The sequence below is a fragment of the Lysinibacillus sp. FSL H8-0500 genome, from assembly GCF_038051955.1.
GTDB lineage: Bacteria > Bacillota > Bacilli > Bacillales_A > Planococcaceae > Lysinibacillus > Lysinibacillus macroides.
Map to the genome: position 1 here is coordinate 262741 of NZ_CP150292.1, position 13657 is coordinate 276397.

The 13657-nt window shown below is 38.4% G+C and carries 14 protein-coding genes; 11 read left to right on the plus strand and 3 right to left on the minus strand.

The features are described 5' to 3' along the window. Positions 1-32: 32 nt before the first annotated feature. The 9 genes from MHB44_RS01245 to MHB44_RS01285 all read left to right on the plus strand — a co-directional run bounded on the left by MHB44_RS01245 (position 33) and on the right by MHB44_RS01285 (position 7845). Positions 33-320, plus strand: a complete 288-nt coding sequence (locus tag MHB44_RS01245; protein WP_341301260.1) for a DUF6509 family protein — start codon at positions 33-35, stop codon at positions 318-320. A 155-nt stretch (positions 321-475) separates the two neighbouring features. Beyond that, positions 476-1621: a VanZ family protein gene (locus MHB44_RS01250; protein ID WP_341301261.1), complete on the plus strand. Its 1146-nt coding sequence runs from the start codon at positions 476-478 to the stop codon at positions 1619-1621. A gap of 13 nt (positions 1622-1634) precedes the next feature. Next, positions 1635-2969 carry an FAD-dependent oxidoreductase gene (locus MHB44_RS01255; protein ID WP_341301262.1) on the plus strand — a complete coding sequence of 445 codons (1335 nt, stop codon included), beginning with the start codon at positions 1635-1637 and terminating at the stop codon, positions 2967-2969. A gap of 15 nt (positions 2970-2984) precedes the next feature. Next, a complete protein-coding gene (locus tag MHB44_RS01260; RefSeq protein ID WP_341301263.1) occupies positions 2985-3458 on the plus strand; it encodes a glutathione peroxidase in 474 nt (157 codons plus the stop codon). Between the two features lie 207 nt (positions 3459-3665). Continuing rightward, positions 3666-4433 carry an ABC transporter ATP-binding protein gene (locus tag MHB44_RS01265; RefSeq protein ID WP_341301264.1) on the plus strand — a complete coding sequence of 256 codons (768 nt, stop codon included), beginning with the start codon at positions 3666-3668 and terminating at the stop codon, positions 4431-4433. Continuing rightward, entirely contained in the window at positions 4420-6288 is a 1869-nt protein-coding gene (locus tag MHB44_RS01270) for an ABC transporter permease (RefSeq protein ID WP_341301265.1), read from the plus strand. Before MHB44_RS01265 ends, MHB44_RS01270 begins: the two co-directional genes overlap by 14 nt. Position 6289: 1 nt before the next feature. Beyond that, positions 6290-6649, plus strand: a complete 360-nt coding sequence (locus MHB44_RS01275; RefSeq protein WP_341301266.1) for a YxeA family protein — start codon at positions 6290-6292, stop codon at positions 6647-6649. 121 nt (positions 6650-6770) lie between these two features. Next, positions 6771-7178 (plus strand): hypothetical protein, encoded by a 408-nt coding sequence (locus MHB44_RS01280; RefSeq protein ID WP_341301267.1) that lies wholly within the window; start codon positions 6771-6773, stop codon positions 7176-7178. Between the two features lie 442 nt (positions 7179-7620). Then, the gene (locus tag MHB44_RS01285; RefSeq protein WP_341301268.1) at positions 7621-7845 is read left to right on the plus strand and encodes a hypothetical protein; all 225 of its coding nucleotides are present in this window, start codon (positions 7621-7623) and stop codon (positions 7843-7845) included. 408 nt (positions 7846-8253) lie between these two features. Here the strand turns inward: MHB44_RS01285 and MHB44_RS01290 are convergent, their stop codons facing one another. From MHB44_RS01290 to MHB44_RS01300, 3 genes are read right to left on the minus strand one after another with little or no spacing between them, the layout of a single operon-like run. Then, positions 8254-9081, minus strand: a complete 828-nt coding sequence (locus MHB44_RS01290) for a hypothetical protein (RefSeq protein WP_341301269.1) — start codon at positions 9079-9081, stop codon at positions 8254-8256. Positions 9082-9111: 30 nt separating this feature from the next. Then, complete coding sequence (locus MHB44_RS01295) at positions 9112-10479, minus strand: HAMP domain-containing sensor histidine kinase (protein WP_341301270.1); 1368 nt, start codon at positions 10477-10479, stop codon at positions 9112-9114. Then, positions 10476-11198, minus strand: coding sequence for a response regulator transcription factor (locus MHB44_RS01300; RefSeq protein ID WP_341301271.1), 723 nt, complete (start codon positions 11196-11198; stop codon positions 10476-10478). The genes MHB44_RS01295 and MHB44_RS01300 overlap by 4 nt, the downstream gene beginning before the upstream one ends. A gap of 255 nt (positions 11199-11453) precedes the next feature. Here MHB44_RS01300 and MHB44_RS01305 point away from each other — a divergent pair, with 255 nt between their 5' ends. Then, positions 11454-12068 (plus strand): PH domain-containing protein, encoded by a 615-nt coding sequence (locus MHB44_RS01305; RefSeq protein WP_053993479.1) that lies wholly within the window; start codon positions 11454-11456, stop codon positions 12066-12068. Between the two features lie 75 nt (positions 12069-12143). Next, complete coding sequence (locus MHB44_RS01310; protein ID WP_341301272.1) at positions 12144-13502, plus strand: acetamidase/formamidase family protein; 1359 nt, start codon at positions 12144-12146, stop codon at positions 13500-13502. Positions 13503-13657 lie beyond the last annotated feature (155 nt).

Genomic DNA, 13657 nt, shown 5'->3' on the forward strand with positions numbered 1-13657 from the left:
AAAGAACAGCTAAAGATAAAGGAGTTAGAAGAATGGACATTACACAATTTTCAATGGAAGAAATTTTAGACCCAACAAATATTATTGAAGGTAAGCGTTTTGAATTTATTTTGGATGTAGAGGTTGATGAGGAAGATGAGCTTTACCATGAGGCAGGCATAGAGGTTCGTGTACTGATTGCTGAAAAGAATGCCGAGCCATTTATTTTAAATTACTTTGTTATGGAGAAAGCAAAGGGTGAATATTTAGATTTAGCATTAGAGGATGATGAACTAGAAGAAATTCTAGCCTTCTGTAAAGAAGAAATAGCGAAAGCATAAAGAGCAGGGCGTGTCTAACAGATTATATAAAGACACGCTCTTTTTGATGGAATTAAGGATGATGTAAGGTTGCTGAAATATGTATGTAGTATTGGAGCATTACACTGAGTTTTAGCATTTATAAAAATGGGCAATTTATATAAAGAGGTGCTAAAATGTCAACTTACACACAATCTGTTTTAATCGCATTTTTCATGACGATCATTTTATCATGTATTCTTTTTATGCCATGGCTTATTTATACGTATCGTAAATATGGCTATTTATCTATATCTAAAACGATTATTATGTTTTCATTTATTTTTTATTTTCTATCGGCTCTCTGCTTAGTATTACTACCTTTCCCATCCACAAGAGATACTTGCTCACTCCAATCACCAGAGACGGTCCATATGAATTTACGGCTTTTTCAATTTATTGAGGATATTTTAAAGGATAGTGGGGTTGTTATTACAAATCCATCGACATGGCTTGCACTGACGAAACAGCAGGCATTTTTCCAGGTCTTTTTTAACTTCTTGTTATTGATGCCATTTGGTGTTTATTTACGCTATTTTCTTCGCGAAAGAAGATACTGGAAGCGTGCATTTTTATTAAGCTTTTTGTTAACATTGTTTTATGAAGTGACACAGGGAACTGGTATTTATGGCATTTTTAATTGTGCATACCGTATCTTTGATGTTGATGATTTATTATTAAATAGTGTAGGCGCGTTACTTGGCTTCTTTTTAGCACCTATCATATGGGCATTGTTTCCTTCTCATAAAGAGGTAGAGGCAAAAGCTGCTGAAATGGAAAAAAGGGATATTGTCAAACCAATTTCTATTCTGCTGGCATTCATCATTGATTTATTGCTGGCACATATTATTTGGCTAATTATTGGAGCATTTACAGGGTATAGTGGTATATTCGAATTAATAGTGAAGAGTGTATTATATATGCTGTTCTTTGTTGGTATTCCAAGTGTGACAAATGGCGCGACACTAGGTATGCGATTTATGCGTTTTACAATGGTCAATAAAAATGGCAAAAGTGTAATATGGCAATCATGGCGTCGCTGTGTAGCTATTATTGCAACGGCATGTGTAGCAGAGGCGATTACAACGATTGGCAGTATGCAATTAGATATGGATTCCCCATTCTATGTTTGGCAAATAGCTTTCTCTCTTTTAGCTGTGCTAGCAAAAGTAGCCCTTACAATCGTTATGGTTATTCATGTGATACGTGTTATTGCCAGTGGAGGACAACGACGTTTCTATATTGATCAATATGCAGATTTAATCGCAACAAGGAAAAAATAAGGGGGTCTGTAAAATGAAATACGTCATCATTGGAGGAGACGCTGCAGGTATGTCTGCGGCAATGGAAATCTATCGTAATGTACCAGAAGCAGTTATAACGACTTTAGAACGTGGCTTTATTTATTCATATGGGCAATGTGGATTGCCCTATGTGGTAGATGGACGTATTTCATCAACCAAACGCCTGATTGCTAGGGATGTCGAAACCTTTCGTGATAAGTATGGCATTGATGCCCGAGTTGGCTATGAGGTAGAGCATGTAGATAGCAATAAACAGGTTGTTACAGGCACTAAGGCAACAGGAGAAGGCTTTGAAATTCCCTATGATAAGCTTCTCATTGCAACAGGTGCAGACCCAATCTTACCTATTAAAAAGGGAATAGATTTAGAGGGCATTCATACAGTGAAAACAATTCCCCAGCTTGAAGATTTACTGGCTGATTTAACATCTGATATTGAACAGGTGACCATTATAGGTGGCGGCTATATTGGATTGGAAATGGCAGAAACCATTCATGCCTGTGGAAAAAGGGTAAGACTCATTCAACGAGGAGGCCATGTAGCGCGTATCTTAGATGAAGAACTTGCCCAGCATGTTCATGAGGAAGCAAAAAAGAACGATGTAGAGCTGTTATTAAATACTAGTGTTGAAGCCTTTGAAGGTGATCAACGAGTTAAACATGTAATCACAGATAATGGTGTATTTGACACAGATTTAGTGATTGTTGCTTCAGGTATTCACCCAAACACAAAATTTTTAAAGGACACAGGTATAGCGCTTGCTAAAAATGGGGCGATTATCGTAAATCGTCATTTAGAGACATCTATTGAAAATATTTATGCAGCAGGAGACTGTGCGACACATTTTAATATTGTGAAAGAGCGCTTAGACTATGTGCCTTTAGGAACAACTGCCAATAAGCAAGGTCGCTTAGCAGGGCTTAATATGTCTGGCAAATTTGCGCCATTTAGAGGGATTGTTGGCACTTCTATTTTAAAGTTTTTCAACTTAACGATCGCCACAACAGGTATTAATGAGCGTAATGCTAAAGAGCTTGGCTTTGACTATGAGGCATTTAAATTATCTGCACGCCATATAGCTGGGTATTATCCAGGGGCACAGCGTATCTATATGAAAGTTGTCGTTCGCAAGCGCGATCAGTTACTACTAGGGGCACAAATTGTAGGTCCAGCAGGGGTGGATAAGCGTATTGATGTGTTTGCTACTGCCTTATATAGTAAAATGACACTACCTGATTTACTAGATTTAGATTTAGCCTATGCACCACCATTCAATGGTGTTTGGGATCCGCTACAGCAGCTAGCAAGATTAAATGGACGTTTATAAATAGGAGGTAGAGCGATGAGCATTTATGATATTAACGTAACCTTAGAGGATGGTACGGTCTATAGCCTCGAACGTTATAAAGGAAAGCCTATGCTAATTGTTAATACAGCTTCCAAATGTGGCTTTACACCACAATTTGAAGAATTAGAAGGGCTCTATGAAAAATATCAGGAGGAAGGTCTTGTTGTACTGGGATTCCCATCCAATCAATTTAAACAGGAGCTAGCGACTGCTGAGGAGGCAGCCTCCCAATGTCGATTAACATATGGTGTAACATTTCCGATGCATGAGATCGTCAAGGTAAATGGTAAAGAAGCACATCCCATCTTTGAATATCTCACTTCCCACTCTAAAGGATTTTTAGGCAGTAGTGTTAAATGGAACTTTACAAAATTTCTTGTGAATCGTGATGGTGAGGTTGTTGGACGCTACGCATCGGCAGATAAGCCAAGTAGCATTGAGGATGATATTAAGCAAGTTTTAGCATAATAAAGATGGAGGGATTCATGCACAGTGTTGTGTATGGATCTTTTTTTGTTAATAAAACTTAAAAGTTGGTCAATAAAATGCGAAATTAAGTCAATAAAATAGAAAAGTTAATCAATAACAAATGATTTAAGGTTGTTGTAAGCTTGCGACAAATTTGCTGTAAGTTTGGACTCGTATACTAAAGTCAGAAAGAAGAGGTGAGCGTATATGACGCCATTATTAAAGGTACAAAACGTTGGAAAAACTTACGGCAAAGGCGCAAATACTTTTACAGCGCTATCGAATATAACATTTGAAGTAGCAAAAGGAGAGTTTGTTGGTGTAATGGGTCCTTCAGGGGCTGGGAAATCTACGCTTCTAAATGTATTGGCAACGATTGATACACCAACAACTGGTGAAATTATTATTGAAGATACTAACTTAGCACGTATGAAGGACGCTGAATTAGCCGATTTTCGCCGTGATAATTTAGGATTTATCTTCCAGGATTATAACTTGCTCGATTCTTTAACAGTTCGAGAAAATATTGTTTTACCACTGGCGATTGCGAAGATGCCAACAAAGGCTATTAACGCAAGAGTTGACCGCATTGCTGCATTGTTTGGAATTAGTGATTTATTAAACAAATATCCTTATCAAATTTCAGGTGGGCAAAAGCAGCGTACCGCCTCGTCGCGAGCATTAGTGACTGAGCCAAAACTAATCTTTGCTGATGAGCCGACAGGTGCGCTTGATTCAAAATCTGCAACAGATTTACTAGAAAGCCTAAGTGATTTAAATCAATCCCAGGCAGCTACTATTATGATGGTCACGCATGATGCCTTTGCGGCTAGTTTCTGTCAGCGCATACTATTTATTCAGGATGGGCAGTTATCGAAGGAAATTCATCGAGGAGCCTTAACAAGAAAGCAGTTTTTCCAAGAGATCTTGCAGGTGCTGTCCAGCATCGGGGGTGGAGTAAATGACGTTATTTAGTTTAGCGCGTAAAAATATTCAGCGCAATTTATCGAATTACTTTTTATATATTGCCTCGATGGTATTTAGTATCGTTATTTACTTTACATTTGTCACACTGAAATATAATGATGACCTTGCAGCTTTAAAGCAATCCGCACAGCAAATTAAGGGATTAATGAGTGCATCGTCAGTAGTGCTTCTGTTCTTTATTGTTATCTTTATGGCCTATTCCAATTCATTTTTTATGAAGAAGCGGAAAAAAGAAGTAGCCCTTTACTCGTTACTAGGTGTACGTAAGCAAAAAATTGGCTTAATGCTCTTTTTTGAAAACCTAGTCATAGGGCTTGTCTCTCTAGTGTTTGGTATCATTCTAGGTTTCTTTATGTCCCAAGGGCTATTAATGATACTAGTACATCTAATGGGCTATGAAGTGGTTGGTAGTCTGACATTTTCAATGGAGGCACTAATTAATACAACGGGCATTTTTACACTACTGTTTTTATTCACATCCTTACAAGGTTACCGTGTGATTTATCAATTTAAGCTAATTGATTTATTTCATGCGGAAAAACAGGGTGAGCAAATTCCACGTGCATCGTTGATCGCTGCATTATTGGGAACTGTACTGATAGCATTTGGCTATTATACGGCTGCCTCTGATATGTTTACAAGTAGTATTTGGAAATTATTCACGTTCTTAGGTACGCCGCTGCTAGTAATTGGTGTAACAATCGCAGGCACCTATCTATTATTCCACAGTGTTAGCGTATTTGTGTTAACAGCCTTGAAAAAAGCGACATCATGGTCATGGAAGGGCTTAAATTTAATCGGTGTCTCTCAATTATTATATCGTATCCGAGCCAATGCAAAATCGTTGTCAATCATTGCAATTTTAAGTGCCACAACGATTACTGCTGGTGGTGGTGTCTTTGGTATGTATTACAATGCAGAAGCAAGTGTCCGTCAGATGCTACCTAATACCTTTATGTGGAAAGGTGATACCGTAGAATTTCCTCAGCAAGATGTCTTATATCATGAATCACTGGCTGTGAAAAATTTACGTGTCGATAATGAATTCGCATTTTTTGAATATACATTACTGAAAGAAACGGACTATAATCGTTTAGCGCAGCTACAAGGCAAGGATGGAGAGCTACACATTGCAGATGGCTCAACTGTCTTACTTGATGCAGCCTTTGATGAACGTTTTTCACATGATTTTACGGGTGAAGACTTTAAGCTAGAGAACGGGGATTCCTTCCATGTTGATAAAATGCTGACAGAAAGCGTCCTAAACTTTATACCAGCAGGAACGATACTCGTTGTAAATGATCAGGAATTTGCTGATACTGATGCCGAAGCTGTGACAATGCAGGTTGTCGGCATGAACAATGATTTAAAGCAGCAGGACATGTCACAGGTTATTTATAAACAATTGTCTAGCGAACAGCAACAGGGCTTCTCAAGTGTTCCCCAAAGCTATGAAGACAGTTTAGCTACAGTCGGTGCATTATTGTTTGTCGGAAGCTTTTTAGGGCTAGTGTTTCTAGCAGCAACAGGAAGTATTATTTATTTCAAAATTTTAACGGAAGCTGAGGAAGATCAGGCAAAATATGCAATTCTAAATAAAATTGGTGTGAATAGTAAGCAAATCTTAAAGACAGTGGCAGGACAGGTGGCTGTTATCTTTAGTGCACCCCTTATTGTGGGCATCATGCATAGTGTTTTTGCCTTACTAGCATTTTCACAATTATTTAATATGAATATTACAAAGCCCGTAATTCTGTGGATGGTTGCATATTCAGCCATTTACTTTATTTACTATATCTTTACAGTACGTGCGTTCTACAAAATTGTGAGACAGGAGAATTAATATGAAAAAAGCATTTTTAGGAATCGGCGCATTATTTATATTATTTATTGCAGGCTTGATTGTACTAATAACGGTAGATTTTAATCGTTTAAATAAAGATCCATACTACGTTCAAATTACAGCAGATGGAGAAGCAGAGGAGCACAAGGCAGATAACGGCGAAATTTTTACAACATATTGGTACGAACTGCCCGCCCTTAATGACAAGGGAGAAGAAAAAATATTGAAGTTTTCAGCGCAAAAAAACTTACGTCAGGATGCCTATTTACAGCTCTATGTAAAAAAAGGATCAGAGGTCACTTCCTATGATGAAGTGCAATTCAATGAATTACCTGTAAAGGTGCAGAAGCAAATAAAATAGCAAGCAGGTTAAGGTAGAGATAATAGTCTCTACCTTTTTTTATAGAAAAATTCGGTGATTTATGTATGGAAATATTGTTATAATATACATGATAATGTAATTTCGAAATAGGGGGATGGAGATGAAAAAGGAAAGCAAGCTACTGCTATTGATTTTAACGATAAGCATTGCCACAGTTCTGATCATTCCTGTTTCTGTAAACTTTATGGCTCAATCTAAGTATAGCCATCAGGTTATCACGCTACATGGCATAGATATTGCAAGAGGTACATATTCTGGTGGTCAATTTATAGATAAATATAGAGTATCCAAAAGGAATGGCGAAATGCTTAACTTTTGGATTAAAAATACAGGAAATACGGATATTAAAATTACGATAGATAAAAAGGGTGGAGCGATTTTTCAACCAGGGGAACAGGGGCATATTTCTACCTCTGTTGGATTTTTTGCGAAAACCTATGAGTTTAAAGCTGCCCCTTTACACAATGGAGGAAATATTCGAATGGAATATGGACTTAGTCAAAGATAATAGAAGATAGCGATGAAATGAAGAAAAATGGATAAGGTAATTCTATTGATGATTGCGAAAGGTGCTACTGTTGTACTGTTCCTGCCTTTTTACTAGATAGAACAGAGCTACAAGTAAACTAACGAGCTCGGTAGGATTCCAAAGAACGTATTTATTAGAAAAAACAATGGAGAGCTAGACGTGATAATAAAAATCAATGAGAAACATAGAAAAAAGCTAGTGCCAGGAGAACAAGACGATATTACAATTCCAGCTAAATAATTTAACTATAAGTATACATTTAAAGCGGGGGTATAGCGATTGACTATAAAATTGCGCAAAGGCATAGTTAAACTGAGGAAGAGTCCTTTCTAAATGAACTGAGCTAAATCATTATAAGATTTATAAAGCTTTTCCACTTGCTATTCGTAGCCTCATTAAAATATAGGTAGGGGGAAATCGAATGAAAAAAATAATAGGAATTTTTCTAGCAATAGTCATACTATTAATAGTATCAGACCTTCTTCAAGGGATTATTTTAACAATACTGTATAATCCAGTAGGGTCAGAGAATATTTATGAACCTGCGTGGATTGTGAAGTATAGTTTAACTGCGGCTCTTATCACTGTTATGATTGTGCCAGTCATTAAATTTTATAGCCGCATCACTAAAAAGATGTACCTTTGAACTACCCCCACTTATAGAAGTGTGGGATTCCTGCGAACACCAGACCAGCGTCTAGTTGTAGTAGCAGGCTCTCCCCGTAGTCCCTACGGTGAAAAACTTGCAAGGATTGTACGTTGGACTCCGCTGTCTAGCGTACTGCTTGGTTTTCGCTTTTCGGCTAGACAGAACGATAGAACGTTGAAGATTTTATATAACAGACGAACTTTCCTGTTACAACCTCCTATCTTCAGTTTTCAAAGAGCAGTCTGTACAGGTTCATTAGAGCACATACATTCTAATTGTACGCCAATTTAGGCTAACGCCTATCGACATTCATCTCCCCCTTACTCACAGGACTATCCCCTTCACGTCCTTTAAAGTGGGCGTCTTCTGTCGGAAAATGATAAATTAGAACGATACCCCCCTTCATTACTCAAATAATGAGAGTAATGAAGGCCAAATCTGGATAGTTGTATGGCATGAAGGACAGTCAATCTTGCCTGCTAAATAGGGCAAATGGCGGATGAGTTTATCTTCGTCAATCGCCTGTGCTTGCTCTTGCAATATTTTCTGTTCTCTATTTGAAAATTTTGTTGTGGGAATAATGGTGTGAGCATTTTGCTCCTCATTAAACACAGGGTCCTGCGTAAATGCCTGTATGCATGTATCGTCTTCATTCGGCCATAAATACATCTCCTCTTTACATTTTGGGCAGGTAACAACGTATTCATCGCCCATTGTAAATGTCAGTAGCATATTAGCCAATGTGTATAACCCTTGATAAGCAGCATTAGCACTAAGGATGTAACGCTTTTCCACATGGTTCTCTAAAGCATGGGTTGCATAAGCAAGTACTTCTGGTCCTAGTAATGCTATCTTACGTATAGCCTTGAGGTATTCACTGTAGATATCCGTACAGGTTGATGCCCCGATATGTTCGGCTAATTCCATCCATGTTGCGGGGAATGGAGCTGCCTCATTGTGATCCCGGCTTGCCTCGATAATACCGCATGTAATAAATAGCTCACATTGCACTTTAAGGTCTTCTGTTGAACAAGCAATGTGTACTAGATAAGGAACAGCGGCATAAGTAACCGTGTAAATTGTGTTTTGATGAAACAAATATTCTTGAAAAAGCTCATCAGCCATTTCTTGATCATATTCCTGCGTCAACTGCTGTAAGAATACAGGTACGTCTGCTCCAGAACCATATGGCCCCATTAACTTGCTCCACACACTGCTCGTCCATTCAAGCATAATAAGCGCCTCCCTATACAATAAATTCTGCTATGACTGGTCCCTTTTTAGATAAATGTTTACAATTGTCCCTTTTCGCACCTCAGAGGTGATGGTGACAGTTCCACCATGTGCCTCAATAATATCTCTAGCAATCGCTGTGCCTAGGCCGGTGCCAGCCGTTTGTTCGGTATTTGTACCTCGATAGTAGCGTTCAAAAATATGTTCTAAATCCTCTGCAGTCATTCCTGTGCCAGTATCAGCAATTGTAATTGAATCCTCGTCAACAATCACTCGAACAGCTACATCTGGTGGATTATGAAGCACCGCATTGTGTAAAAAATTAATAATCGCCCGACGCATAAAATGCTCGTCAATACAATACTCAATATTGTTAGAGGTAGCCTCAAAGTCAATATTCGCAAGCTCAAATTGTGGTGAATTTAAAGTATCAATCACAATCTCACGAACAAATGCTACGAGATTGACCTTATTAAATGTTAGTGGAAGCTGCTGATGTCTTAGACGCATTGTTAAATTGAGATCATCCAGTAACTCCTGCATATGCAATGCCTGTCTTTCAATAATTTTTATATACTCAGTTTGCTCAGAGCCATCATTTAAAAGCTCTGCATAGCCGCGAATGGAGGCGAGCGGCGTTTTCATATCGTGTGAAATATTACTTATCCATTCCTCACGCATCAATTCTAGTTGTTTTCTCTCCTGCTCATGGGCAGCTAATTCTTGTGATACCTCATCTAAATTATCAAAAACAGGCTTATAGAGCCCTCTAGGTTTTTTAATAGGGATATATTTATGATTTTTTAAGTAATGAATACGTTCAATCATGGCATAGAGTGGCTTTGTTAATGTACGGCCAAAGAGCCAGCCTACTAATGCCGCGATTAATAAATCCACAATGATAATGACAAGTCCAAATTTACCAATAAACTGAAGTGTGGATGGACCCGAAATATGCATAACTAAGCGCGAAACGCTACTACCTTTAATGCCAATAAGATAGCTAAGCTCATCCTTCATTCCTATATAAACTGTTGTGTCTACACCAAATTCTTTATATTTATACACTTGAATAATATCGATGGGTGCATAATGTGTAAGGGCATCATCTGGGGCAAAGTAGTCGTCAAGCACCTCTCCATTTTTATCAAGCAATTGAATCCATGCATTTCGCTGATGCAATTCCTGAAGCCCTTCTTGATGGATGGTGGCTGTATCACTATCGATATATTGCTGAAAATCACGAACAAACTGTTCCTCCGAATAGGAGGATACATCATAATTATGAAGCTGTTGAAGCATAAAAAAGCCTATAAAAATAATGGAGTTAATAACAATAACAATAAAAACGATGGAAAGCACTGATAGAAGAAAGCGAGCGGTGAGCTTCCATTTCATCGTTGTGCCTCTTGCGGTATAACCAATTTATAGCCAAGCCCCTTAACCGTTGTAATATACATAGGCTTTGAAGCATCTTGCTCAATTTTTTCACGCAAACGTCGAATATGCACCATTACTGTATTATCAGAGCCGAAAAAACCCTCGCCCCATACACGCTCAAATAGTGTTTCTTTACTTAAAATGCGATTTGGATTGCGCATAAAGCACGCCATTAATCCAATTTCCTTCGCAGTTAACTCCAATAACACCCCATCCTTCTGTACCTCAGTTTCATCGATATTAAGCTGAAATGGCCCAACCTGTATAGCTTTTTCAGAGCTGCTAGCTGGAGCATCCTGTGTTTGATAACCAGCTCTCCGTAATTGTGCCTTAACACGATAGGCCACCTCTTTAGGGCTAAAAGGCTTTGTAATATAATCATCGCCGCCAATAGCTAGTCCTACAATTTTATCAATTTCTTCTGTTTTCGCAGACATAAAGAGTACAGGTACATGTGATACCTCTCGAATTCGTCTACATAAATCATAGCCCTCACCATCTGGGAGCATTACATCAAGCAGCACAATATCGGGTGTTGTTTGCTGAAAACTGGCCCAGGCATTTTGTATAGTGCCTGCTATGGTAATTTGCTGGTAACCCTCCTTTTGCAGACTAATTTTTAGCAGATTGGCTAAATCAGCCTCATCCTCTACAATTAAAATAGTTGGCTCTTGCATATGCCTACACGTCCTTTCTTTAAAAGCCTTTACTGACAATTATTATAAATGAAATATCCATGAAAGCGAGAATAGAGGTATTTGTTGAAGGATTCAGATAAATTAGCGGATAGGATAGTAGAACTGGTGGAGAGAACGGAGAAAGTGACGAATAGTATGGCGAAAAGAATAATAGGCTAAAAATTTATTTAAGAAAGGAAACCTTTAGAGAGCTACAAGCGTAGAAAGAGTAATCATAAATTAGGAGGAATGATGATGTTTAAAAGAATAGCAGCAGATGCATTGGGACTTTCAGATATTGGGGTAGTTGTCCCGCGAGAGGATTATGATAAAACAGATGCAGATGATTTTATTTTACATGAAATCGACGAGAAAATTTATTTCTTAATTAAAACAAAGGCAGATGAGTATTGCTTTACAAATCGTGCCATTATTCACGTTGATGGTGAAAGTGCCCTAAGCAAAAAGCGATTACTGCGACGATACGATTATTCAATGTATTCAATTACAGATGTTTTTCTCGAAACAGCAGGAACAATAGACCTTGATGTCGAAATTAAATTTACAATCAATAATTCTCCACTATCTATCGACATCCATAAACGCTTTATTGATGATATTAAAGATTTATATAAAGCACTACATGCGATTAGCTATGAACAAAAACAAAATGCCTACAAGCTAGAGGTAGCAGAAAGAAGCTTAAATATCGCATCTTCATCACTTGGGCGAATTGGTAATAACAATATTACGCCAGCATCATCATTCAAGGAAGTTACGCGCTTTGCAAACGATTGGATGATTGACCACAAAAGCAAATACAACAAAGATGATTTCTCACATATTTTTAATTTATATATAAACAATTAATGAAAATAGCTCTCTGCACATTGTGGAGAGCTAGCATTCTATACATAAAAAATCAGAACTAGGAGCGTGACAAATATGACAAATGAATTACATGTACTAGAAAAAGAAGAAATGGAGAATAGTGCCTCTATCAAGCGGCCTCAAGCCGTTGAAACATTGTTTGTAAATGAGTTTATAAATGGAATTTTAGACCCCTCGCAACAAATGCTAGGGCCTGTGAAAAATGGGGGAACAATTATTGCCAATACAACGCCTGGATGCTGGGGACCTATGCTGACACCAACTATTCGTGGAGGGCATGAGGTCACGAAGCCTGTTTTTGTAGAAGGTGCTGAGGTAGGAGATGCCATTGTTATTAACATTCAATCTATACAGGTGACATCATTGGCAACCTCATCCGGTCATGATGAGGCAATCGCAGACCGATTTATCGGTGATCCATTTGTTTCTGTAAAATGTCCAGGCTGTGGCAAGCTGCATCCAAGTACAGTTATCAAAGGTATCGGCAGACAAGCAATTCGCTGTTCCACATGTAATACAGAAACAGCACCATTTAAAATGACCAATGGCTATACAATGGCACTCGATCACAAAGGGAATATGGGTGTGACTGTTGGGCGGGAGGGTGCACGTCGTATCGCTCTCGATGCCAAAAACTATATGAGAACACCTGAAAATTCAGTGCAAAATCCTGTTGTTGCATTAGCACCAAGTGATTTAATTGGTGTGATGGCTAGAATGCGTCCATTTTTAGGGCAGCTTGGTACAACACCTTCAAAGGCAATGCCAGATTCTCATAATGCGGGCGATTTTGGCTCGTTCTTAATTGGAGCACCACATGAATATGCCTTTACACAGGAAGAATTGGACAAGCATCGTACAGATGGGCATATGGATATTAGTAGAGTACGTGAAGGAGCAACCATTATTTGCCCTGTTAAAGTTCCTGGCGGTGGTGTCTATATTGGGGATATGCACGCGATGCAGGGAGATGGGGAGATTGCAGGTCATACAACAGATGTAGCGGGTATTGTGCAGCTACAGGTGAGTGTCCTGAAAAAAGCTACATTGGAGGGACCTATTTTATTACCAAATGAAGAAGATTTGCCATATACAGCAAGACCTTTTACAAAGGAGGAAAAGCGCCAGGCACGCGAGTTAGCAGAGGAATTTGGTGTTAAGCAGGTAGAAGAAGCATTCCCTGTATCTGTGGTAGGTTCAGGGAAGACATTGAATGAGGCGACGGATAATGCGATTCAGCGTGCTGCCAAGCTATTTGATATGAGTGAGCCTGAAGTATTAAATCGAGCAACCATTACAGGCTCCATTGAAATCGGACGTCATCCAGGTGTAGTCACAGCAACCCTCCAAGTTCCAAAAAGCATTTTGAAAAAAGTGCGCCTTTTAAAGACAATTAAGAGGCAATACGATTAATACGAAGAGAGAAATAAATGACCAAGATAGCTCGGTGGCTGTCTTGGCCTTTTTGTTGCTTTACAGAAAGGGTCACCGTTATTGATTTTATAATATAAATGGTTAACGCAATTATTGTCAATTCTTGAGGAATTGTAAATATTTATCTGAATTTT

What these genes read in the sequence shown, in the direction of transcription:
- MHB44_RS01305 (WP_053993479.1), top strand. Translation starts at nt 11,454, where the DNA reads ATGTTTAAAAGAATAGCAGCAGATGCATTGGGACTTTCAGATATTGGG.
- MHB44_RS01290 (WP_341301269.1), bottom strand. Translation starts at nt 9,081, where the DNA reads ATGCTTGAATGGACGAGCAGTGTGTGGAGCAAGTTAATGGGGCCATAT.
- MHB44_RS01265 (WP_341301264.1), top strand. Translation starts at nt 3,666, where the DNA reads ATGACGCCATTATTAAAGGTACAAAACGTTGGAAAAACTTACGGCAAA.
- MHB44_RS01245 (WP_341301260.1), top strand. Translation starts at nt 33, where the DNA reads ATGGACATTACACAATTTTCAATGGAAGAAATTTTAGACCCAACAAAT.
- MHB44_RS01295 (WP_341301270.1), bottom strand. Translation starts at nt 10,479, where the DNA reads ATGAAATGGAAGCTCACCGCTCGCTTTCTTCTATCAGTGCTTTCCATC.
- MHB44_RS01270 (WP_341301265.1), top strand. Translation starts at nt 4,420, where the DNA reads ATGACGTTATTTAGTTTAGCGCGTAAAAATATTCAGCGCAATTTATCG.
- MHB44_RS01250 (WP_341301261.1), top strand. Translation starts at nt 476, where the DNA reads ATGTCAACTTACACACAATCTGTTTTAATCGCATTTTTCATGACGATC.
- MHB44_RS01260 (WP_341301263.1), top strand. Translation starts at nt 2,985, where the DNA reads ATGAGCATTTATGATATTAACGTAACCTTAGAGGATGGTACGGTCTAT.
- MHB44_RS01280 (WP_341301267.1), top strand. Translation starts at nt 6,771, where the DNA reads ATGAAAAAGGAAAGCAAGCTACTGCTATTGATTTTAACGATAAGCATT.
- MHB44_RS01310 (WP_341301272.1), top strand. Translation starts at nt 12,144, where the DNA reads ATGACAAATGAATTACATGTACTAGAAAAAGAAGAAATGGAGAATAGT.
- MHB44_RS01285 (WP_341301268.1), top strand. Translation starts at nt 7,621, where the DNA reads ATGAAAAAAATAATAGGAATTTTTCTAGCAATAGTCATACTATTAATA.
- MHB44_RS01255 (WP_341301262.1), top strand. Translation starts at nt 1,635, where the DNA reads ATGAAATACGTCATCATTGGAGGAGACGCTGCAGGTATGTCTGCGGCA.
- MHB44_RS01300 (WP_341301271.1), bottom strand. Translation starts at nt 11,198, where the DNA reads ATGCAAGAGCCAACTATTTTAATTGTAGAGGATGAGGCTGATTTAGCC.
- MHB44_RS01275 (WP_341301266.1), top strand. Translation starts at nt 6,290, where the DNA reads ATGAAAAAAGCATTTTTAGGAATCGGCGCATTATTTATATTATTTATT.